Annotated in this window: 19 protein-coding genes; 6 read left to right on the forward strand and 13 right to left on the reverse strand. The window is 43.0% G+C overall.

The window, feature by feature from the left end; all coding sequences use genetic code 11:
* Nucleotides 1-43: 43 nt before the first annotated feature.
* Nucleotides 44-2,497 carry a bifunctional aspartate kinase/homoserine dehydrogenase I gene (thrA, locus tag HH214_RS11275; RefSeq protein WP_169607714.1) on the reverse strand — a complete coding sequence of 818 codons (2,454 nt, stop codon included), beginning with the start codon at nucleotides 2,495-2,497 and terminating at the stop codon, nucleotides 44-46.
* A 267-nt stretch (nucleotides 2,498-2,764) separates the two neighbouring features.
* On the opposite strand from thrA, the gene rsgA reads away from it, so the two are divergent.
* From rsgA to HH214_RS11295, 4 genes are all read left to right on the forward strand, one after another.
* Nucleotides 2,765-3,685 (forward strand): ribosome small subunit-dependent GTPase A, encoded by a 921-nt coding sequence (gene rsgA / locus HH214_RS11280; RefSeq protein ID WP_169607716.1) that lies wholly within the window; start codon nucleotides 2,765-2,767, stop codon nucleotides 3,683-3,685.
* A gap of 169 nt (nucleotides 3,686-3,854) precedes the next feature.
* Nucleotides 3,855-4,307 carry a D-aminoacyl-tRNA deacylase gene (dtd, locus tag HH214_RS11285; RefSeq protein WP_169607718.1) on the forward strand — a complete coding sequence of 151 codons (453 nt, stop codon included), beginning with the start codon at nucleotides 3,855-3,857 and terminating at the stop codon, nucleotides 4,305-4,307.
* Nucleotides 4,308-4,453: 146 nt separating this feature from the next.
* On the forward strand, nucleotides 4,454-4,780 hold the full coding sequence (locus HH214_RS11290) for a nucleotide pyrophosphohydrolase (RefSeq protein ID WP_169607720.1): 327 nt from the start codon (nucleotides 4,454-4,456) through the stop codon (nucleotides 4,778-4,780).
* Nucleotides 4,781-4,942: 162 nt separating this feature from the next.
* A complete protein-coding gene (locus HH214_RS11295; protein ID WP_169607721.1) occupies nucleotides 4,943-7,315 on the forward strand; it encodes an ABC transporter permease in 2,373 nt (790 codons plus the stop codon).
* A gap of 26 nt (nucleotides 7,316-7,341) precedes the next feature.
* Here the strand turns inward: HH214_RS11295 and HH214_RS11300 are convergent, their stop codons facing one another.
* The 7 genes from HH214_RS11300 to HH214_RS11330 form a co-directional block, all read right to left on the reverse strand.
* Nucleotides 7,342-8,064: a 2-phosphosulfolactate phosphatase gene (locus HH214_RS11300; RefSeq protein WP_169607723.1), complete on the reverse strand. Its 723-nt coding sequence runs from the start codon at nucleotides 8,062-8,064 to the stop codon at nucleotides 7,342-7,344.
* A 132-nt stretch (nucleotides 8,065-8,196) separates the two neighbouring features.
* Nucleotides 8,197-9,297 (reverse strand): glycine cleavage system aminomethyltransferase GcvT, encoded by a 1,101-nt coding sequence (gcvT, locus tag HH214_RS11305; protein ID WP_169607725.1) that lies wholly within the window; start codon nucleotides 9,295-9,297, stop codon nucleotides 8,197-8,199.
* Between the two features lie 45 nt (nucleotides 9,298-9,342).
* Entirely contained in the window at nucleotides 9,343-10,548 is a 1,206-nt protein-coding gene (locus HH214_RS11310; protein WP_169607727.1) for a glycosyltransferase family 4 protein, read from the reverse strand.
* A gap of 59 nt (nucleotides 10,549-10,607) precedes the next feature.
* Nucleotides 10,608-11,204, reverse strand: a complete 597-nt coding sequence (locus HH214_RS11315) for a ribonuclease HII (protein WP_169607728.1) — start codon at nucleotides 11,202-11,204, stop codon at nucleotides 10,608-10,610.
* 8 nt (nucleotides 11,205-11,212) lie between these two features.
* On the reverse strand, nucleotides 11,213-12,451 hold the full coding sequence (locus HH214_RS11320) for a PP2C family protein-serine/threonine phosphatase (RefSeq protein WP_169607730.1): 1,239 nt from the start codon (nucleotides 12,449-12,451) through the stop codon (nucleotides 11,213-11,215).
* Nucleotides 12,452-12,486: 35 nt separating this feature from the next.
* Nucleotides 12,487-13,707: an ABC transporter permease gene (locus tag HH214_RS11325; protein ID WP_169607732.1), complete on the reverse strand. Its 1,221-nt coding sequence runs from the start codon at nucleotides 13,705-13,707 to the stop codon at nucleotides 12,487-12,489.
* Between the two features lie 111 nt (nucleotides 13,708-13,818).
* Nucleotides 13,819-14,292: a DUF4112 domain-containing protein gene (locus HH214_RS11330; RefSeq protein ID WP_169607734.1), complete on the reverse strand. Its 474-nt coding sequence runs from the start codon at nucleotides 14,290-14,292 to the stop codon at nucleotides 13,819-13,821.
* 504 nt (nucleotides 14,293-14,796) lie between these two features.
* Here HH214_RS11330 and HH214_RS11335 point away from each other — a divergent pair.
* Both HH214_RS11335 and HH214_RS11340 read left to right on the forward strand, forming a co-directional pair.
* Entirely contained in the window at nucleotides 14,797-16,335 is a 1,539-nt protein-coding gene (locus tag HH214_RS11335) for a S53 family peptidase (RefSeq protein ID WP_169607736.1), read from the forward strand.
* A 120-nt stretch (nucleotides 16,336-16,455) separates the two neighbouring features.
* Nucleotides 16,456-16,707 (forward strand): hypothetical protein, encoded by a 252-nt coding sequence (locus HH214_RS11340; protein WP_169607738.1) that lies wholly within the window; start codon nucleotides 16,456-16,458, stop codon nucleotides 16,705-16,707.
* Between the two features lie 27 nt (nucleotides 16,708-16,734).
* On the opposite strand, the gene HH214_RS11345 is transcribed toward HH214_RS11340, so the two are convergent.
* The 5 genes from HH214_RS11345 to HH214_RS11365 all read right to left on the reverse strand — a co-directional run bounded on the left by HH214_RS11345 (nucleotide 16,735) and on the right by HH214_RS11365 (nucleotide 21,864).
* Nucleotides 16,735-17,865 carry a glycosyltransferase family 2 protein gene (locus HH214_RS11345; RefSeq protein ID WP_169607740.1) on the reverse strand — a complete coding sequence of 377 codons (1,131 nt, stop codon included), beginning with the start codon at nucleotides 17,863-17,865 and terminating at the stop codon, nucleotides 16,735-16,737.
* Nucleotides 17,849-18,820: a lysylphosphatidylglycerol synthase domain-containing protein gene (locus HH214_RS11350; protein WP_169607741.1), complete on the reverse strand. Its 972-nt coding sequence runs from the start codon at nucleotides 18,818-18,820 to the stop codon at nucleotides 17,849-17,851. Before HH214_RS11350 ends, HH214_RS11345 begins: the two co-directional genes overlap by 17 nt.
* A gap of 90 nt (nucleotides 18,821-18,910) precedes the next feature.
* Nucleotides 18,911-19,762 carry a dienelactone hydrolase family protein gene (locus HH214_RS11355; protein WP_169607743.1) on the reverse strand — a complete coding sequence of 284 codons (852 nt, stop codon included), beginning with the start codon at nucleotides 19,760-19,762 and terminating at the stop codon, nucleotides 18,911-18,913.
* A 92-nt stretch (nucleotides 19,763-19,854) separates the two neighbouring features.
* Nucleotides 19,855-20,037 carry a hypothetical protein gene (locus HH214_RS11360; RefSeq protein ID WP_169607744.1) on the reverse strand — a complete coding sequence of 61 codons (183 nt, stop codon included), beginning with the start codon at nucleotides 20,035-20,037 and terminating at the stop codon, nucleotides 19,855-19,857.
* A 75-nt stretch (nucleotides 20,038-20,112) separates the two neighbouring features.
* Nucleotides 20,113-21,864, reverse strand: coding sequence for a M61 family metallopeptidase (locus tag HH214_RS11365; RefSeq protein WP_248282079.1), 1,752 nt, complete (start codon nucleotides 21,862-21,864; stop codon nucleotides 20,113-20,115).
* Nucleotides 21,865-22,136 lie beyond the last annotated feature (272 nt).

Here is a 22,136-nt window from a genome sequence, read left to right on the forward strand (position 1 = left end):
TCCTGGTTCTTAGCTCTTGATTCTTGACTCTATATTCCTGATTCTAATTCGCTCCTACATTAATTAAATCGGCAAATACACCGGCGGCGGTTACTTCGGCACCTGCACCTGGGCCTTTTACTACCATAGGTCGCTCGCGATACCTATCAGTCGTAAACGCAATGATATTATCACTGCCCGACATGCTGAAAAACGGATGGCTTTCATCAACCATTTGCAGGGTAATGGATGCCTGACCATTATCCAACTTGCCAATGTAGCGCAGTACTTTGCCGCTGCTTTCGGCTTGTTGTTTCAGGTTGTTGAAGTAGGCATCTTCAGCTTTCAGCGCTGCATAGAAATCATCAACGGTTTGAGCATCCAGGCAGGCTTGTGGCAGCATGTTTTCAATTTGCACCTCTTCGGCTTCCATCGGGTAACCGGCATCACGGGCCAGGATGAGTATTTTGCGCATAAAATCTTTACCACTCAAATCATCGCGCGGGTCAGGTTCAGTATAACCTTTTTCCTGCGCGGTTTTTACCACATCATGAAAGCTGACATAACCCTTAAAATTATTAAAGATGTATGAAATAGTACCCGACAAAATAGCCTCAATTTTTTGTACCCGGTCGCCACTGCTCATTAAATCTTTCAGGGTGCGGATGATTGGTAAACCGGCTCCTACGTTAGTCTCGTAGAAGAAATCCACGCCATGTTTACGGGCCGTATCTTTAAATTTTTTATATTGACTGTAAGGCCCCGAATTGCCAATTTTATTACAAGTAACAATAGATATGTTGGCTTTAAATACATCCCCATAGCAAACAATAGGCTGCGGACTGGCCGTGTTATCTACAAACACACAGTTGGGCAGGTTCATGCTTTTCATGCGGGCTACAAACTCGGCTAAATCGGCAGGTTCGCCATGCTGTTCCAATTGTTGCTGCCAGGTATCCAGCGTTAAGCCATCACTGTTAAACAGCATCTGGCGGGTGTTACTGATACCAGCAATTTTTACCTGTATGCTGTTGTTCTGTTGTAGGTAGTCGCCGTGCTGCTGTAGCTGGTTGAATAAGGTTTTACCAATTTGACCGGTGCCCAGGCAAAACACATGCAGCGTTTTGTTAAACTGTGTAAAAAAGGCATCATGCACGGCATTCATAGCCTTAGCCAGATCAGTTGCCGATATAATAACCGAAATATTATACTCCGACGAACCTTGCGCAATAGCTCGTACATTCACCCCATTACGCCCTAAGGCATTGAACAAGCGGCCCGACATGCCCGGCGTTTGTTTCATGTTTTCACCTACAATGGCCAAGATGGCCAAGTTGCCTTCAATCACGGGAGCATCCAGCTTTTGCGCCAGTAGCTCCAACTCAAACTCCTGTATGATTAGTTTTTGGGCTTTTTCCGCAGCCTCTGGCTGTACCGCGAAGGTAATGCTGTGCTCGGAGGAAGATTGGGTAATCAGAATCACATTGATCTGCTCGCGAGCTAGTAAGGAAAACAAGCGGCCGCTAAACCCGGCTTTACCTACCATGCCGCTACCCTGCAAATTCAGGATGCTGATTTGGCTGATGGAAGAGATCCCTTTAATAGGTAAATTATTATTAGCTTTTACATCATGCCGGATAAAGGTACCTTCAAAGGTAGGCTCGAAAGTATTTTTAATAACGATAGGAATGCGCTTTAAAAATGCCGGAATCATGGTAGGTGGATAGATAACCTTAGCCCCAAAGTACGATAGCTCCATGGCCTCGGTATAAGTTAGTTCCGGTAACGAGAAGGCTTTTTTAACCAAGCGTGGGTCGGCAGTCATCATGCCGTTTACATCAGTCCAAATCTGTATCTCAGTAGCTTGCAGGGCTGCGCCAAACAGGGCTGCGGTATAATCACTACCACCACGACCTAAAGTAGTTACCTGTCCGGCATCATTACTGGCAATAAAGCCGGTTACCAGCAATATTTTGCCGGCATTCTCGGTAACCAGGTTGCGTATTAATAGGTCGGTTAATCCGGTATTTACTTTAGCCTGCCCGAAGCTGCTGTCTGTTTTAATCACCTCAGTAGCATCCACAAACAACACTTCTTGAAAATGCTGTAAGGCCAAACGGCTCAGCAATAAAGTAGAACAGCGTTCGCCAAAGCTTAGAATGTGGTCGCGTGTTTTGGCAGTTAATTCCCGCAAGGTAAACACGCCTTGCAGCAAATCTTCCAGTTGGTTGAAGTAAATTTTAAGGCGGGTATAAACCGGGTTTTGGTGCGGAATATCGAGCAACTGCTTTACAGCATCAAAATGCCGGCTTTCCAATTCGGCCAATTGTGCTGTAAACTCTTGTCCGGCAGCTGCATTTGTAGCCATTTCTGCCAGCAGATTGGTTACTCCGCTCATGGCCGATGTAACTACCACCAAACCTGAGCCGGGTTCACGTTCCTGCCCGATAATGTCAATTACGGTACGGATACTTTCTGCCGAACCTACTGAAGTGCCTCCAAATTTTAAAACTTTCATATACGCCCTGTTAAAGCAAAAGCGCCTTCCTCTGTTTTACCGGAGGAAGGCGCTTTTGTTGGTTTTTATTTTTTCTTACCGTACAAACTACCTGCCTCCGGAACAAATGCCGGTGGTGGTAATAATGGTTGTAATAGTAATGTTGGTAATCATGTATGTATTCGTCAGGTGCTGACGGTTGTAAATTAAAGAGATAAATATTACAAATGCAAACCGAATAGGTTAATTTTTAGTTAGGGCTTAAAGTTTTGTAGTTTTACGCACTTTATGCAGGGTATCGTCACTAAATCAACCGGCAGCTGGTATCAGGTACAAACACCTGAAGGAAACCGGTATGACTGCCGTATCAAAGGTAAGTTCCGTATTCAGGGGCTCACCACCACCAACCCCATTGCTGTGGGCGACCAGGTAGATTTTGACCTGGAGCCTGAATTACAGCAAGGGGTCATTAACAAACTGCATCCACGCAAAAATTATATTATCCGCAAATCCATCAACCTGTCTAAACAAGCACAAATTATTGCAGCCAATCTTGATCAGGCTTTTTTGGTAGTTACTTTGGCTTCCCCGCGTACTTCGCTGGGGTTTATTGACCGCTTTTTGGTAACTGCCGAAGCTTATGATATTCCGGCCTCGTTGGTGTTTAACAAGCTCGATATGTTTAGTGAAGAAGGGTTGGAGATACTGGCCGAGTACAAAAGCATTTATGAAAACCTGGGTTATCCATGTTATGAGGTATCAGCCTTAAAGGGCACCAACATTCCGCAATTAGTAACGCAGCTAAAAGATAAAATTACTTTGTTTTCCGGGCACTCAGGCGTCGGTAAATCCAGCTTGATGAATGCCATACTACCTGATTTGCAACTGCGTACCATGGAAGTATCCGAATGGAGCGATAAAGGCATGCACACCACCACTTTTGCCGAAATGTACGATCTGCCTGGTGGCGGTGCTATTATTGATACGCCCGGTATACGTGAGTTGGGGATTATTGATATTGACCAGCAGGAACTCAGCCACTTCTTTCCTGAAATGCGTGATCGTATGCATAGCTGCCGTTTTCATAATTGCCGGCATATCAACGAACCCGGCTGCGCTGTACTGGAAGCTCTAGAAAATGGTGAAATTGAACCCTCCCGCTACGAAAGTTACCTGAGCATGTATCATGGTAATGATACCAGAGCATAATTGAGAATCAAGAATATAGAATCAGGAGTCAAGACCTTTTTTGCGGGTGATTAAAAATATATAGCACAATATCTTGTGGCTTTTTTGTTGGTTTAAGAGATGAAAAGCATTGTATCTCTACGAATGGTTTTGCATCTTTATTCCTGATTCTATATTCTCAATTCTAACAATGCGCGCTATACTACAACGAGTTACCAGTGCATCCTGCACGGTTGATGGTCAGGTTACTGGCCAAATTAATACAGGGTTTTTGATTTTGCTAGGCATTGAAGATATTGATACCATTGAAGATGTGCAATGGCTGGCTCAGAAGATTGTAGGCATGCGGGTATTTGGTGATGAAAACGGATTGATGAATAAATCTCTGGCTGATATTGACGGTCGTATTCTGCTGATTTCACAGTTCACACTGTTCGCTCAAACTAAAAAAGGCAACCGACCTTCGTTTATTCGTGCGGCTAAGCCTGATAAAGCCATTCCGTTGTATGAACAGATGATTACCACACTGACCTCTTTGACCGGTCATGATACAGCCACTGGTATTTTTGGTGCCGATATGAAGATTAGCCTGGTCAATGATGGGCCGGTCACTATCATTATGGACACGAAGAATCGTGAATGATTGCGAATTATATGAATTGGTAAGTATAAATAAGGCACGTTATCTTTTAGTAAATGATGCTTTGAATTTTTGTAATCTATTCAGCTTGCATAATTAGTGTTGACTCACATTCGTATAATTCGATTCAATTCGAGACATTCGTGTTTATGACGATTGAAGAAGCACAGCAACTGGTTGACCGCTGGATTAACACGACGGGTATCCGCTATTTTAATGAACTGACCAATACCGCTATTTTAATGGAGGAAGTGGGCGAAGTAGCCCGCATTATGGCCCGGCAGTATGGCGAACAATCCTTCAAGAAATCTGATACCGAAGTAAACCTGGCTGATGAAATGGCTGATGTGTTGTTTGTGCTGATATGTCTGGCTAATCAAACTGGCATTAATCTAACGGAGGCACTGGAGAAAAATCTGGAAAAGAAAAGCATCAGGGATGCCGACCGGCATCGGAACAACGAAAAGCTAAAATAAGGGTACAATCCGCTGTAAACGGACACTTACTTGTATCAAAAGCGAACAGACAATCTTAATATATATTAATGTAATTGGTTGATTTGTAATTGTTTATATTGGTGGCATTGTCTTGGGAAAGAGTTTTCTAATCGTGTAATTGGCAACTAGTAGCATTCATTTATGATTCAGCTCTTTTTTAAAACTTTGTTCCGCAACCTTTGGAAAAATAAGACTTATAGTTTCCTAAATATTTTTGGTTTGGCTATGGGCATTGCCTGTGCCAGTCTGATTTTTTTATGGGTGGAGAACGAGATCAGCTTTGATCAGCAATATAGCAAGCGCGACCGCTTGTACCGTATTATGGAAAATCAGGCGTATGATGGTAGCGTGCGTACCTTTGGTTCTACCCCAGCTCCAATGGGGCCTGCTATGAAAACGGAGATATCCGGCATTGCCAACACTTGCCGTATGGATGATGCCCGTTTTTTGTTCAGTCGGGGAGATAAGGCATTGTACGAACAAGGCGTATATGCTGATCCTTCTGTTTTCAATATGTTTACTATCGAGTTCGTACAGGGCAATGCTCAAACTGCTTTTCGGGAGTTGTACTCGGTAGTGATTACCCAAAAAATGGCCAGGCAGTTCTTCGGGTCTGAAAACCAAGCTGTAGGTAAAATGCTGAGAGTAAATAATGAGCGCAGCTACGTAGTTTCGGGTGTAATTAAGGACGTACCATCTAACTCTACGCTGCAATTTGACTGGTTGGCTCCTTTCGAAATTACTTACAAGCAGCGTATAGCCGATTTAGCAGTGTGGGGCAACAACAGTGTTAACACTTACGTGGAATTACAGCCTGGAGCCAGTCCGGATGCAGTTAACAAACAACTGTACGGTTATATACAAACCAAAGCATCGGGTGCTATTGCGCGGCCATTGTTGTTTTCCATGAACGACTGGCACCTGCGTCAGGGCTTTGAAAATGGGAAGCAAGCCGGAGGCCGCATTCAGTATATCCGTATGTTCACCTTTATCGCCTGGATTATACTGCTGATCGCCTGCATCAACTTCATGAATCTGGCTACGGCCCGTAGCGAAAAGCGAGCTAAAGAAGTAGGTGTACGCAAAGTACTAGGAGCCGTTAAAAGCCGGCTAATTACACAATTTATTGGCGAAGCATTACTGATGTCGGTAATAGCCGTTATATTAAGTGTAATTATCGTAGTGTTGCTGTTGCCTGGCTTTAACCAATTAGTTCAGCAACAGTTAACCGCAGAGGTATTCAAACCTGTACACATGGCAGCTTTACTGGTTATTGCTTTGGTGTGTGGTTTGTTTTCGGGCAGTTACCCTTCTTTTTATCTTTCCTCTTTTAACCCGGTTGCCATATTTAAAGGGCACAAGGTAAAAAGCAGCGGACCAGAATACGTTCGGAAAGGGCTGGCGGTGTTACAGTTCAGCATATCTATAACACTTATTATTAGTACTATCATCATTTATCAGCAAATACAGCATGTAAAAAACAGAGAATTAGGTTATAACCGCAACAACCTGGTGGCGATAGATATTCATTCAACTACGGTGCGCAACTTTACTGCGGTAAAGCAGGAATTACTGAACACCGGCGTTATAGATAACCTGGGTTTAAGCGATTACAATCCCCTAAGCGACGGTGATAATGGTTCCGGATTTAGATGGCAAGGTAAAGATCCGAATAAAGAAATCTTAATGTCTTACCGTTATGTGAACAGTGGCTTAATCCCGACCCTGAATTTAAAGTTAAAGGAAGGCCGTGATTTTAAAACGGATAGTAAGTCAGATAGTACCAATATCATCATCACCGAATCTCTTGCACAACTATTGGGTGAAGGAAGCGCCTTAGGTAAAACCATGCAGACTGATGTAAATGAAACACGAACCTTAACTTTTACGGTAGTAGGCGTAGTTAAAGATTTTGTATATGGCGATATGTACGGTACTAGTGATCCGGTTATTTTTTTCTGCACGCCATCAGAAGCAAAGTATATTTATGCCCGTATTAAGCCACAAGCTGATATAGCTAATGCCTTAAACCGCATAGAAGGTGTTATGAAAAATAGTGAACCAGCCTACCCCTTTGTGTATAACTTTGTTGACGATCAGTTTAACCAGCGTTTTAAAAGTGAGGCATTGGTCGGAAAGCTTTCCGGTGTTTTTGCCTCTTTGGCTATTGTCATCTCCTGCCTGGGGCTGTTTGGTTTGGCCGCCTACACTGCCGAAAGGCGTAACAGAGAAATAGGTATTCGTAAAGTATTAGGTGCTAGTGTGGCGGGTATTACTACTTTGTTATCCAAAGAATTTATTCAACTGGTAATTATTGCCGCCATTATTGCCTTTCCGATAGCTTGGTGGAGTATGCACCAGTGGCTGGATGGCTATGCTTACCGAATAACCATTAATTGGTGGGTGTTTGTAGCCGCAGGTTTATTGGCTATTCTGATCGCTTTATTAACTATCAGCTTTCAATCTATCAAAGCAGCATTAACCAATCCGGTAAAAACCCTACGTGCCGATTGATAAATAACAATAAAGCTGCAAGTATATTAATCTTGCAGCTTTGTTAATTTCTCTCCTTCCAGTACAGGTATGGCTGTGGTTAGATCAATCTGCATGCAAAAGGCAATATCTTCGGTAATGCCCAGCTTGCGCAGGCGTTCGCCATGCGAGGTTTTTTTCAGATAGTCGCTGATGTCGTGTTTGCCTAATTGGTATAAATCGTTAGCCGCAATGGCAGGGTCATCCAGCTTGTACTCCAGTTCTTTTAGTTGTTCAATTACGGCACCGGCAAATAAAGTATCTTCCAGGTTGAAGTTATTTTTCCAGCCGGCGCATACCAGCAAAATATTATCGTGCTGCGTTTTCAGCCAGTTGCATAGTGCTGTTAGATTTAAAAACGAGCCAATAACTACTCTTTTAGCCTGGCGTGACAAGTGCAAAGCATGTGTACCGTTGGTAGTGGTAAGTACTACTGTTTTGCCAGCTACCTTTTCGGGTGTGTAAGCGAACGGCGAGTTGCCAAAATCAAAACCAGTCACTACTTCGCCGTTGCGTTCGGCAGCTAGTAAGTAGTTCAATCCTTTTTCACGATAAGCGGCACATTCTTCTACTTCTGATACGGGTATAATAGCTTCAGCCCCGTTCTCAATACCGTAACAGATAGATGACGTAGCCCTGAAGATGTCGATGATAACAACAATATAATTTTCTACTTTATATAAGGGTAGTAAAGCCGGGGTAAGGCAAACCTCAAGGCAGTTTTTTTGCATAAATAATAATGAATGGCCAATGCCGCTAATGTGAAATACAAAGCGACCTCTGCTCAGCGCACGTTAGTTATGCAAAGATCAGCGGTCGCTTCGTATGGTACAATGACGTAAGTCATTTTTTGTAGTAAGTGCTTATGCGCCAGCTTTAGCAGGCTGTGAAGCAAAAGGTAGTTTTACTACCTGAGCCTTTATTTTATTATCACGAATTTTAATGTAAATTTCTGAACCTTCTTTGGTAAAGGTAGCATTAACGTAGCCCATGCCAATAGCTTTTTGCAGTGAAGGCGACTGGGTACCTGAAGTAACACGGCCTATATTGTTACCTTCGGCATCTACAATTTCATAGTTGTGGCGCGGAATGCCTCGTTCTACCATTTCAAAGCCCACCAGCTTTTGGCTGATGCCTTGTTGCTTTTGCTGCTGCAAAGCTTCGGAGTTGGTGAAGGGTTTGCTGAACTTGGTGATCCAGCCTAAGCCGGCTTCCAGTGGTGAAGTGGTATCGTCAATGTCGTTACCATATAGGCAAAAGCCCATTTCCAGGCGCAGGGTATCACGGGCGCCCAAGCCTATAGGTTTAATACCGAATGGAGCGCCAGCTTCAAATACGGCTTTCCAGATATGTTCGGCGTGTTCGTTATCAAAATAAATTTCAAAGCCCCCTGCTCCGGTATAGCCGGTAGCCGATACCAATACATTATCAATCCCGGCAAATGTGCCTTTTTTGAAGGTGTAATACTCCATCGAGGCCAAATCAATGTCGGTTAAGCTTTGCAGCGCCTCGGTAGCTTTAGGGCCTTGTATAGCTAACAGCGAAGTACGGTCAGATATATCTTTCATCTCTACCCCATAGCTGTTGTATTTGCTGATCCACTCCCAATCTTTTTCAATGTTCGAGGCGTTTACCACCAGCATATAGGTTTTCTCGTCAATGCGGTACACCAGCAAGTCATCTACAATACCGCCTTGCTCGTTAGGCAAGCAAGAGTATTGCACCTTACCATCATACAGCTTGGAAGCATCATTACTGGTTACTTGCTGAATAAGATTAAGGGCACCTTCGCCTTTTAAAATAAACTCACCCATGTGGCTTACATCAAATACACCTACCGCTTTGCGTACGGTATCATGTTCGGCGTTAATGCCAGCGTATTGCACCGGCATGTTGTACCCGGCAAAAGGTACCATTTTGGCGCCTTCTTGAATGTGTATGGGAGTTAAAGCAGTATTTTTCATTGCCCGAAGTTTGTTGGGCGCAAAAGTAATAAAATTTAGCCCAAATCAGGCTAAAAGCATCTGCTGATAAAAGGTTACCAAACGTTGGGTAATAGAAGCCGCATTGTGTTGCTCTTCTACCAGGAGGCGGGCATGATGGCCAATATCTTTACAATAATTTTCGTCAGATATACAGCGCTTAATGGCCCTAAAAAACTCTTCACGCGTGTTAGCGATTAGGATATTAACACCGTGCTTGTAGTTGATACCTTCCGCTCCTAAGGAAGTAGAGATGATGCACTTTTGCATAGCCATGCCTTCTACAATTTTTACACGCATACCACCGCCCGATAGCAGGGGCACAATCATGATAGCTTTGCTGTTTACAAATTCCAGCGCGTCATCTACCTCGCCTTGGATGTAAATTTTGCCCATTACTTCGTAATCGTCAAAACGCTCGGGTATATCATTACCGGCTACATAAAAGCGAACGCGTAAATCGCCTTGCGTAAGTTCCTGCACAAAATTATCCAGAAACCATTCCATACCTTCCCGGTTGGGCATCCAATCCATAGCACCTAAAAAAAATAAACTCGGAAATTCGGTTTTATCCCAACTGGGTTGGTAACGGGTGAGGTTCAGGCCCACTGGTAAGATTTCAACCGGTAGCTGCGGATGGTGACCGTTCAGCAAGTCTTTATCTTGCGTGGTAAATACCGCAGCGGCATCAAACCGTTTCAGTTGCTGCAGCTCAAATTTCTTAATGCGTTTAGCCATGAGCCGCAGGTAAAGCCTTTTTATCGGATCATTTTTCTGCTGGGCCAGCCGTTCCCAAACCAAGTACTCAATATGGTGAGCCCGGTATAACAGTTTAGAAGAAGTAACCTTACGTACGGCATTCAGATAAGCCGTTACAAATAAACCCTCAAACTGGATAATATCGTAAGTGGTGCTTTGCAGTTCTTTAATCAGCAAGCGTTCAAATTCCGCATCATAATATCGATCTATCATGAAAAGCTTGCCATTAACCCAGCTTAGCGCTACCTGCGCGGGCGATACGTTGGTATCTGTTTCATGACAGTAATAGTGTATCTGGCTGGTCAGCGCATCCGTTTTCGGATCGTTGCCTTTGTTTGGTTTTTTAGTATCAAGAGAAAATAAGGTAACCTGGTGACCTGAATCAACCAAGCCCTGAATAGTATTGCCTACTACAATAGGATATCCGCTGTTTTGCGGAAAAGGCGTCAAATGTGTAAGCAGCAGAATTTTCACAGGTTGTATAAGTGGTGATAGCAAATTTAATATCCCGAAACCCCTTATACAAGCTATCGTTAAAAAATGTTCAGCTGCTGACTTTTCACGCGAAATGTACGGCGGTGGTGTGGAGATGGTCCGTGTTGCACCAGCATAGCCCGGTGCCGTGCTGTGCCGTAACCTTTATTACTGGCCCAATCATACTGCGGATACTCGGCTGCCAGTTGCTGCATATAATCATCACGGTAGGTTTTGGCCAGTACCGAAGCGGCCGCAATGCTATAATAACGGCTATCACCTTTAACTAAACATTGGTGCGGTATGTTGGCGTAAGGCTTGAACCGATTGCCATCAATAATTAAAAACTCAGGTTGAGGCACCAGCCCTTCAATGGCCCGGTGCATAGCCAGAAAAGAAGCATTCAGGATATTAATCTCATCAATTTCGGCAGGGCTGGCTGAGGCTACTGCATAAGCCAGTGCTTGCTGTTCAATTTCGGGCCGTAATTGATAGCGTTCAGTTTCGGTAAGTTGTTTAGAGTCGGTAAGCAGCGGGTGGGTGAAATCTGCCGGTAAAATAACGGCTGCGGCAAATACTGGTCCGGCCAGGCAACCACGGCCTGCCTCATCGCAGCCAGCCTCAAGCAAATGATGCTGATATCTAGATTGCAGCATCAATAATTTTAGCAGAATTTAAGCGTAAGCAATGTGACATCGTCAATACGGCGACCCCGTATAATACGGTTCAGGTGATCCATGAGTACCTGATTAAACTTGTCGGCCGATAAATGGCTGTAGTCTTTTACAAACTCAATTAAAGTGTCTTCATCCCAATGATCGTTTTTATTCAGTTCATAATCCATTAAACCATCTGTATAATTGAATAGCAAACTGCCAGGGTCAACTATCGTTTCTCCCTGGTTTAAAAACGGAAGCTCCTCAAAAACACCAATCATGGTAGTACCGGCGCGTAACGGCAGGGTGGTATTGCCAGTATGTAAAATAGAAGGTGTATGCCCGGCATTGATGTAGGTAAGCTTGCGGGTAGATTCATTATACTTCGCTAAAAACAAAGTAATAAACCGCTCGCCTTTAGTATTCTTGATAACAATAGTATTAAGCCGCCTTACCACGTTTGATAAATCATCATCAACTGTAGCCCATGCTCGCAAACTGGCCTGAAAGTTAGCCATTAAAAGCGCGGCCGATATACCTTTACCCGATACGTCGGCAATACACCATAAAAACTCCTGATCATTCAGTCGGAAAAAGTCGAAGTAATCACCACCAATATCCTGGTGCGGCAAATATTTAGCGCCTAGTTCTACTGCTTTGTCTTTGTGAACCTTAACCGGTATCAACATGTTCTGCACCTCGGCTGCCAATTCCAACTCGCGTTGTAAGCGTTCGGCCTGTAAACGTTCCCTGAACAGCTTTTTGTTTTCTAACGCTACTACAATTACATTAATCAGCGTTTGGATAAAGTTCAAGTCATTACTCAGCATTTCGCCCGATAGGTTAAAATCACCAATCAGGGCATAAGCCAGTGCTTTACCTTTATGATAAATGGGAATGAAATAGCTGTAGCTGCTCAGTAGTCGGTCGGCATGGCCGGCCAGTGCGGTAGGTATCTTTACTTTTTTTAACTGCAGGCAGGCTTTATATAGTACAGGTACGGTTTCAAAATTGCCCCCGTACTTAGATACGCAAACAAACGCTCCCTGCCTTTCTACCAAAAACCTCAGCTTGCCTATGTGCAGATAGTTTTTCAGGATAACCTCCAGCATTTGAATCAAAACCGGGGCCGACGTATTCTTATTGATAGCTTGTGTTACCTCGAGCAGAGAGTTGAGCTCCCACTGCCGTTTGAGTAACAATTTAATAAGTTCGTCTTCGCCTGAGCCTTCTTCAATAGTCTGCATCGTATTCTTGGAAGTTCTAAAATAGAAAAAATATTCTATAAGCGGATATTTTGTGATTTTATGTCGAAGGCATCACGCAGGCCTACCGTAACCAGATTGAAAGCATAAACCATCAGCATGATAGCTAAACCCGGTAATACAGCTAAATAAGCGGCATCCATAATAATATATCCATAATGTTCACGTATCATGCCTCCCCAGGTAGGTACGGGCGGTTGGGCGCCAAAACCTAAAAAACTTAAACCTGCTTCCAGCAAAATAGCCGAAGCAAAATTTGAGGCAGCTATAACCAGTACTGGTCCTGCAATATTAGGTAAAATATGCCGAATGATAATGCGGGTTTGTGTATAACCTAATGCACGGGCGGCCTCAATGTACTCGGCTTGTTTTAAGCTGATCACCTGACCACGTACCACCCGGGCAGCTTCCACCCACATAGACAGACCCACTGCTATAAATATTTGCCAAAGCCCTTTTCCCAAAGCGAATGATAAAGCTATAACTAGTAGTAAAGCAGGTAACGACCACAAAATATTCATGAGCCAGCTTAGCCCGGCATCAATCCAGCCGCCGTAATAGCCGGCTATGGCTCCTATGCTAACCCCAATCAGCAAGCTGATGAGCACAGCCATTAAACCTACTGATAAGGATATGCGTGCCCCTAAAATTAACCGGCTTAATAAATCGCGGCCGTAAATATCCGTACCCAGCCAGAAGGTTTTTGTAGATAGGTTTTCTGATTGAATAGTAGTTCTAAAACGTTCATAAAGAGCCGGATTGATTGAGAATGTATAACAGTGCTTGTTGGAATTACATACGGTAACTTGCCCGCTCTTATAAGTGGGAGGATGTCCGGTTACTACCTCAAATATGTTGTAGGCTTTACGTTCTGGCTTATCTTCGGCACTTACATACTCCTGAACAATAACGGAATCGTTTGTAAAGTGACAACTTGTGATAGGGATATCTTGATAGGGAGATGGTTGGCCGTAAAGCATTTGGGTAAGCAGGTTTACGGTATCTATTTTTTCTGGCCTACGCAGGCGCAGTAGCCGGAAAGTAGTGCCCGGTTTTTTCAAGCTAAGCCGCAACGACATATTATTGGCCGCAGGCGTATTATCAGGCATGATAAGATAGCCCAGCAAGGCCGCCAGTACGGTGATGATAATGATAGCCAAACCGGCTAAGGCTGCTTTGTTGCGCCTGAAAAGCTGCCAAGTGCGTTGAGCCGGGGTGTAATCTGTAGAAGCTGGCATGTATATAGATTAGCCGGCTCAATATCGCTCATTTGGGTTGATTAGAAAAAAAAAGTTGTTAACCAGCCTTGTTATAACAGTAATTGTGGATAAATAATCATTTTAGCTAGGTTAAAACCAGCTTTTTACCCAAAGAGCAACATGGTATAGCAGGAAAATAAACAAGGCGAAAAAGGCAAATAATAGCAGGAAAATAAGAATAAGCACGCCGGTTCCGCTACCCTGATGCCGGCCTTCTTCATAATGCTCTTTCAGTAGTTTGATGTTGCGGGTGTTGGCTTTGAAATAAAAATCTGAAATTTGCCCTACTAAAGGTATAGCGCCAATCAGGGCATCCAGGCAAATACTAACGGCCATTAAGATTAATACTTTACGGCTTACACCATGGCGGGCCATTACCCATACCAGTGCTGCGGCTACAACAAATCCTGATACATCACCAGCAAACGGAATAAGATTCAGAATGGGATCTAAGCCAAAGCGGAACTGTGTGCCCGGTATTCGGAAACGATCATCCATCAGTGCAGCAATGTGCTCTACCCATTTCAGGCGGCCGGTTAATGGAGTGGATGAATTCGTTTTCAAGATGAAGCTGCTTTATCCCCTTAACTCATAAAACGGCTTATAGTTTGTTTTTAGCTGCAAAGAGGATCAGCTATGCTGAAGCTTTAACTATGCCTTAATGATTTAACCTGTTCAACATCTCGCTGCCTGATCCAGATATGTTTTCGGGATAAGCATTTATCACAGAAATAACGACGAAGGGGTAAAAAGAATAATGCGTTTTTAACTAAAAAGCTACGCGGAATTCGGTCGCTGAACTCCTTTTTGCATTTCGGGCATTTCATTTTAGTGAATCAATTAGGTAAGTACTTATACTACTGTGAGATAAGTTATGTTTCGCCGTAAAAAAGTTAACTTTAATGGTTTGTTGATTAGGTGCATGCCTGAGAAAATTTGCTTAGGATGCACCATTGTTTCGGGCTTGAATATATGAAAAACAGACCGCAATAATTAATACTGCTATGTGGTAAAACTTTATTTAACTATCGGGTTATTTACTATTAACTAAAAGGTAAATATGCAGCTATGAAAAAGCCATCCCACATTAAATTAGCCGGAAGCTACAAAGAAATATCCTCTGGTGAACCCCTGCACGATCTGGATAAAGAACAAACTATTGAAGTAACCGTAAGGTTGCGACGCAAAAAGCAGTTGCCTGTCGAGTCATTTACCAGCCACCAGATTACCCGGACTACTTATGAGCGAAGTTATGCGGCTTCAACCAAAGATGTGGATGCCATAGAAGCTTTTGCTCAAAGCTATCATTTAACAACCGCAGATGTTAATTTAGCCCGACGCAGTGTAATATTAACCGGCAAAATCAGCGATTTCGAAGAAGCATTTCAGGTAGAATTAAAAGGTTATCAAACAGAAGCTGGTCAGTTCCGAGCCTTAACTGATGAAGTACACATTCCATCTAACCTGGAAAATATAATTGCCGGTGTGTTCGGTTTAGATAACCGGCCTATTGCCCGGCCTATGTTTCAGGTGGCTAAACAGCAGGATAAAATTGTATCGCATGCTGCCGCTCCCCAGGCTTTTACGCCCGATCAGCTGGCTACTATTTATGGCTTCCCGGCCGGTGTAACCGGAAATGGACAGTGCATTGCTATTATTGAACTAGGTGGCGGTTTTCGTACAGCAGATATTACCAATTATTTCAAAGGCTTAGGTATAAAAGTGCCATCTGTAAAAGCCATAGCGGTTGATGGTGGTAAAAACAATCCTTCAACTGCTGATGGGGCCGATGGTGAGGTGATGCTGGATATTGAAGTAGCCGGCGCAGTAGCACCCGGCGCTACCATTGCTGTTTATTTTGCGCCCAACACCGATCAGGGTTTTTTGGATGCTATTACCAAAGCTATACACGATACACAAAACAAACCGTCGGTTATATCGATTAGTTGGGGCTCTGCCGAAGTAAACTGGACTAAACAGGCTTTAGATAACTTTAACGAAGCTTTTAAAACAGCTGCTGCCTTAGGCGTTACGATTTGCGTGGCTGCCGGTGATAGTGGTTCAAGAGATGGTGAAACGGATGGTAAGGTACATGTAGATTTTCCGGCTTCCAGCCCTTATGTGCTGGCTTGCGGCGGTACCAAGCTGGTGGCCAGCAATAATGAAATTACTTCTGAAACGGTTTGGCACGAGTCGGCAGATTCGGCTACAGGCGGAGGCGTGAGTGATTATTTTGCTTTACCCGATTATCAGCAAAAAGCCAATGTGCCGGTTGCTATTGATACCCAATTTAAAGGCCGGGGTGTTCCTGACGTAGCTGCTGATGCCGACCCGAACACGGGCTATAAAGTACTGGTAGATGGACAGCAAATGGTAATAGGTGGCACCAGTGCTGTAGCGCCTTTAATGGCAGGCCTGATAGCCAGAATTAACGAGCAAAAGAAGAAACCAGTAGGTTTTATACATGCGCAATTGTACGCTAATGCCAGTAGCTTTTGCCATGATGTAACCAGCGGTGATAATAAAACTACTAGCAAAAAAACAGGCTACAGTGCTGGTAAGGGGTGGGATGCTTGTACAGGCTGGGGTGTACTATACAAATTATAAATCAACAGCCCTTTACTGTTTTAAGGTTATGCACAACTTAAGCGCGATTAAAATTGAACGTAAGTTGTGCATAACTAATATGAGTGAATAATTGGCAGCCCGTTTGCTTCACTGTATATTATGGATGATGTTTTCTTGCTAACCGTACCTTACCGGAATGAGGATTTAGAGTTTGAGTCGCGTTTGATTTTATCAGGCTATATATACCGGATAGAGGTGAATGTTAACGGTATACCGGTACTTTTTGAACCCGATGAGGAACGAAACTATCGGGCGCTGATTAGTCCCGAACAGGTAGAAAGCAAAGGCAGTCAGCTGAAAAGAGACTTGTTACAAGCGGTTGCTCAAGCCTTAGAAGCATTACATCAATAACCAATTAAAAGTTAAGCCAATAGGTTGTTAACGTACTACCCGTCCCTTCCAGGCATACTTTCGAGTATTGCCTATCAAACCTACATATACAAAATACAGGATATGAATAGGCGACAAAATAATAAGCAGTATCAATAAGCCGGTGCGTTTAAAAAAGCGCATTATAGGCAACAAAAATGCGGCCTCAAACAAGTATTTAAAAAACAGCTGAATGCAAAAGAGTTCAAAAAAGTACAATTTGTAAAAGCTGAGGCAGGCATTAACCAATACAGTAAGGTTGAATAACCAGATACTTACCGCCAAGCCTACCACCTTTTTATCTTTGTATTTGGTAGACTTGGAAGCCCAACGGCGGCGCTGCTGTAAAAACTCTTTCAGATTAGGCTTGGCTTGCGTATACACAATAGCTTCACGGTGTTTCAGAAAACCTATGCGCCCAGGATAACGTTCGGCTATTTTTTGCAGCAGCAACTCGTCATCGCCTGAGGCTACATCGTCAATACCTTTAAAGCCATCCACCTCATAAAAAACATCTTTACGGTAAGCCAAGTTAGCTCCATTGCAGGTAGATGCCCGTCCGTTACCAATAAAGGCTGCCCCAATGCCAATTAAATAAGAAAACTCTAATGTTTGCAGGCGTTCAAACAAAGAGACTTCTTTAAAGTACGTAACCGGCGATGAAATCATGACCGGATTGTAAGTTTCAAAGTAGCCTACTACGGTACTTAGCCATTGTGGACCCATGTGGCAATCGGCATCAGTAGCTACCATCAAGTCGCCGGTAGATAGGGCAATGGCTTCTGTAATAGCTTTCTTTTTGTAAGAGTTCAGTCTTTCGGCCTCATTCATCTGCAATAGCTTAATACCTTGCGGGGCATAGCTGCGAATAATTTCTGCTGTGCGATCGGTAGAGTGATCGTCAACAATAATAACTTCCAGTAGGTGCTTAGGGTAATCCTGCGCTAAAACAGCCTCAATAGTATGAGCGATATTTTCTTCCTCGTTACGGGCCGCAATCATTAAGGTTATTTTCGTAACCGGTGCATCGGTTTTCAGAGCAGGGCGGCGTAATGCGGCCCATCCTTTAATCAAATAAACCAAAACAAACAGGTAAATGCCTGTAAGCAACAGGGAAATATAACTATACAGCGTTATCAAAGAATTTCAATTTTAAAACAAATACAGAACCTAATATGGCCGGCACAATGATGTTGGTTAGCCAAACCAGTGCTACAGCGGCAATAATTACAATATGCTGCTGGGTAACATGCTCAAACAACGTATCGGCTGTGGCGCCACGCACACTAATATCCACCACATCAATAGTAGGTAATACCGACTGAATAAAGAAAAAGGAAAAGATCAGCAGCAAGATTTTAAATATCGGAATTTCGGGCAGCAGCAAATGAATAATCAGGTAGTACTGAAAAGAATAGGTAGCAAACCGAATAAGGCAATAACCCATAATGCGTAACAACTCCGGAAATCGGTACCGCTTCATGACATCAAAAAAGCGGTGGTATTTTTTTAGAAACGGAATGCTGTTGAATAGAGAGACCATCCATCTTACATTAAAATAGAAAATCAGCATTAGGATAATAAAGCCTGCCCCAATAGTCAGTAAACCAATATACAGCCAGTGCTTCACTGGTAAAAAATAATAAATAAACCACAGCAATGAGGCTGAACCTACCACGCTGGTAATAACCAGTTGCCCAAAGGTGCCTACGGCCATAGCAAATACACCATGTATGCGCCGGCGCGGGGGTAAAAACATTACACGGCCCCCAAACTCGCCCCAACGGTTAGGCGTGAAAATAGCCAGTGTTAACCCGCAAAAAACTGATTCAATGCTTTGCCATAATGTGATAGGCGCCCACTTACTGGTTAAATAACGCCATTTAACAGCCTCAAACCAGTAGTTAACTATCATGAGCAGGGAAATCAGCGTTAATATCAGTATTGCTTTTGTACGGCTTACTGTAGTAATAAGCGCTGTAAATTGCTTAAGCTCCTGGTTATTGCTGAGCCGCCGGTAAATAAACGTAAATGCCAGTACCAGTATAACGGCCTTAACCAACCATGATACCCATTTTTTAGCCGTACCTGTCAAAACTATATCGTACTATTTTGTGTGCAATGTTATGCAAAAAAGGCAGGCTTATAGCCTGCCTTTTGTAATTTATGTTTACAGCGGGTTAAATTATTTTAAACGGGACTTTAAATAAGTCAGTGTATAGCCATAAGCTTCTTTGGTAGCTTCGCTATTGTAAATAGGATTACTAGGGTTAGCAAAGCCATGGTCGGCATCAAACTGGTGCAGGTACAGCTTTTTACCGGCTTTCTCCATGTTTTCTTTAAACTGGGCTACTACTTTGGTGTTGATGAACTGGTCTTTGTTGGCAAAGTTGCCCAGCACATCGCAGTTTAAAGTTTTTAACCGATCTACATTCTGTTCAGGCATGCCGTAATACATTACACAAGCTACGGTTTTTTTACCAGCTATCAGGGCAGTTTGTAAGCTCCAGCCTCCGCCAAAGCACCAGCCTAAAGTAGCAAGGTGAGCCTGCGAGCCAGCGTAAGCGATAGCACCTTTAATAATACTCTGTGCACGGGTTTCTTTTACAGCCTGCATGTATTTACCGGCATCCTGACGGTTATCGGCTACTTTGCCATCATATAAATCTAAGGCAATTACGTTTACATTGCCTAAATCATTATACAGCTTTTCCGATTCACGCTTAATAAAATCATTTAAACCATACCACTCATGTATAACTAGCAAATAATTACGAGTAGGCTTTTTCGCTTTTAACTCGTATGCGTTAGCCGTAGTGCCATCATCAGTTTTGTAAGTAATGGCGTGGCCAATACTGCTTTGAAACCGAATACGTACCGGATTCAGGTGCGCCATACGAAACTGCGGATTAGAAGCCAGCATAGCAAAGCGCCGGGTAGCACTCGGTTCGGTTTTCTGGCAACAAGCCATTTTGCTTTGACCAAAAGCTACAAACGTGCTTAATAGCAGCAAAAGCCACAATGAAAGTTTTTTCATGATAAGATGGAAATGAACGGGATAATAACGAACAAGGATATATAATGTTTGTGGCTTAACTGCCGCAAACATTATATGAAAGGATGCTTGGCTTAAAATACTTGTTTTTGAGCTGCAGACAGGGTAGCTTGCTCAGGTTTCATAACGCCCATCATAACGAAAATGACTGCAAACGCTATAAGTGAATGAATTAGATCGGTAGCACCGTAAGCAAATACGCTTATTCCCCAAATTATAATAGACACAGCTGCAGCCAGAAAAAATAAAGCTTTCATAGATAACTTATCTGGTTTGGGCCATGTTTACGGTACCCTGCTCAGATAAGTTACTATACTATTTTGAATACTGTATTAATTTTTAAGCCACTTGTTTCTTACAGTTAATTGCTGTGGCGTCACGTTGTTTACCGAAATGATCCGGTATTTTACTTGCTGGTCTTTCAGTAAGGTTATGGGTACTTCCATAGGTAGGCCATCGCGCAGCAAGCTTACGGTAACTTTGTCGCCTACATGTTTGCCGGGCAAAAGGTTGTTTGCATCGGTAATAGGGTTTCCGTCAATAGCCATAAGTTCATCATTTACGTTAATTCCATCTATCCAGGCGGCCGAACCCCGCAACACAGCAGCTACTTTAAGCCGACCATTAAAGCTGACCATTTTGATGCCTAAAGTTGGGTTGTTGGTATTGGCATAATCATTAACCACTTGATAGCCGGCGTAACCTAGATAGTGATTGTAATCGATATCAGCTAAGCCGTTAATGTATTTTTTATAGAAATCATCCAGGTTACGGCCTGCAAATTTTTCAAGCGCTTGTTTAAATTCAGCATCAGTGTAACCACGCTTTTTATTTTTATAATACTCCTGATACATATACCGCATTACGTCATCTAATGATTGTGCGCCTTTGGTATCGTTAATAATTTCCAAATCCAGCATCATGGCAATCAATGAGCCTTTGTTGTAGTAAGATATCGTGGTATTAATAGAGTTTTCGTCCGGACGGTAAGATTTAATCCAGGCATCAAAGCTTGATTGTGACAGTGGTTGTACTTTAGCGCCAGGTTGATTTTCTACCGTATTAATATCGGCAGCCAACACGCCGAGATAATTTTCGGTAGAGTACAGCTTGGTGCGGTGTACTATCATGTTGTCATAATAAGCCGTAAAGCCTTCGGCTATCCATAAGTCGGTAGTATAATTTTCGTTATCATAATCAAACGGCCCTAAAGCTATAGGGCGCAAACGTTTTACATTCCATAAATGAAAATGCTCGTGCGCTACCAAGGCTAAAAATCCTTGATAACCAGTTTCGGTGCCATAGGCATTGCGGGCTGCACCCAATACAGTTGAACTAAGGTGTTCAATGCCGCCACCGCCTTTGGCATAATTTTGTACAATGAAGGTGTAATGTTTATTGGGGTTTTCACCGTAAATGGCTGTTTCCAGTTCGACAATATGAGCCATGTCCTTTTTTAAACGCTCTTTGTCGTAATTGCCTTGGTTTACCATGGCTACCTCATACTTTACACCGCCTGCATCAAACGTAAAGATGTCTTGGTTACCCACCTCGATAGGCGAATCAAACAGAATATCATAGTCGGGTGAATACCGGGTGAATGGATCGTTGTTTACCATTTCCAAACTGGTAGATACTTTGCTCCAGTTTTTATAAGGGGTAATATGAATGGTAGAGGGTTGGTGCAGCATTCCGTCAGGGTACAAAAACATACCTGAGGTAGATAAAAAGCCACGGGAAGCATCAATAAAGCTGGTACGTACCGAAATTTCAAAGGCATATATCCGGTATTTTACGGTAACATCCGTTAACCCTTGGGTATTTATTTGCCAGATGTTTTTGCGGGTTTTAGTTACCTCAACAGGCTTGCCGTTAGTAGCAGCGCTAAGTGATTCAATGTTTTTGGAAAACTCACGTACTAAGTAAGAGCCGGGCGTCCAAACCGGTAGTTTCAGGTTCAGTTGGTTTTGTGCAAGGCCGCTGATACGCATTTCAATATCGGCATAATGGGCTTGTGCTTCAGGGAAGGTAACCGTATAATAAATTTGAGCAGCACTGGCCGCTTGGCTATCAACAGCAGTCATAGAGAATAGATAAAATAAAATAACAATCAAAGAACCCTTTATTTTCATGCCGGCAAATTAAAGAAAATATAAAAGTGCTTAATATAGCCGGTGTAAAACAATGGGTGTAACATGGTTGATACATACAGGGTTGATTATAAGCAAGCCTGTAATTTTGCCGTTCAACGTTCAACTTTATCACTCTGGTTGTATTAGTTACCTTATAGCCCATTAATGTTAATTTATAAACCTTGCAAATTAAGCTAAGTACACAAGTTACCTTGTAGTACCCA

This window comes from Mucilaginibacter robiniae (assembly GCF_012849215.1).
GTDB classification, from domain to species: domain Bacteria; phylum Bacteroidota; class Bacteroidia; order Sphingobacteriales; family Sphingobacteriaceae; genus Mucilaginibacter; species Mucilaginibacter robiniae.

Bases quoted from the DNA above. Each gene is read 5' to 3' on its own strand.
- thrA (WP_169607714.1), bottom strand. From the start codon at position 2,497: ATGAAAGTTTTAAAATTTGGAGGCACTTCAGTAGGTTCGGCAGAAAGT.
- rsgA (WP_169607716.1), top strand. From the start codon at position 2,765: ATGCAGGGTATCGTCACTAAATCAACCGGCAGCTGGTATCAGGTACAA.
- dtd (WP_169607718.1), top strand. From the start codon at position 3,855: ATGCGCGCTATACTACAACGAGTTACCAGTGCATCCTGCACGGTTGAT.
- HH214_RS11290 (WP_169607720.1), top strand. From the start codon at position 4,454: ATGACGATTGAAGAAGCACAGCAACTGGTTGACCGCTGGATTAACACG.
- HH214_RS11295 (WP_169607721.1), top strand. From the start codon at position 4,943: ATGATTCAGCTCTTTTTTAAAACTTTGTTCCGCAACCTTTGGAAAAAT.
- HH214_RS11300 (WP_169607723.1), bottom strand. From the start codon at position 8,064: ATGCAAAAAAACTGCCTTGAGGTTTGCCTTACCCCGGCTTTACTACCC.
- gcvT (WP_169607725.1), bottom strand. From the start codon at position 9,297: ATGAAAAATACTGCTTTAACTCCCATACACATTCAAGAAGGCGCCAAA.
- HH214_RS11315 (WP_169607728.1), bottom strand. From the start codon at position 11,204: ATGCTGCAATCTAGATATCAGCATCATTTGCTTGAGGCTGGCTGCGAT.
- HH214_RS11320 (WP_169607730.1), bottom strand. From the start codon at position 12,451: ATGCAGACTATTGAAGAAGGCTCAGGCGAAGACGAACTTATTAAATTG.
- HH214_RS11325 (WP_169607732.1), bottom strand. From the start codon at position 13,707: ATGCCAGCTTCTACAGATTACACCCCGGCTCAACGCACTTGGCAGCTT.
- HH214_RS11335 (WP_169607736.1), top strand. From the start codon at position 14,797: ATGAAAAAGCCATCCCACATTAAATTAGCCGGAAGCTACAAAGAAATA.
- HH214_RS11340 (WP_169607738.1), top strand. From the start codon at position 16,456: ATGGATGATGTTTTCTTGCTAACCGTACCTTACCGGAATGAGGATTTA.
- HH214_RS11355 (WP_169607743.1), bottom strand. From the start codon at position 19,762: ATGAAAAAACTTTCATTGTGGCTTTTGCTGCTATTAAGCACGTTTGTA.
- HH214_RS11360 (WP_169607744.1), bottom strand. From the start codon at position 20,037: ATGAAAGCTTTATTTTTTCTGGCTGCAGCTGTGTCTATTATAATTTGG.
- HH214_RS11365 (WP_248282079.1), bottom strand. From the start codon at position 21,864: ATGACTGCTGTTGATAGCCAAGCGGCCAGTGCTGCTCAAATTTATTAT.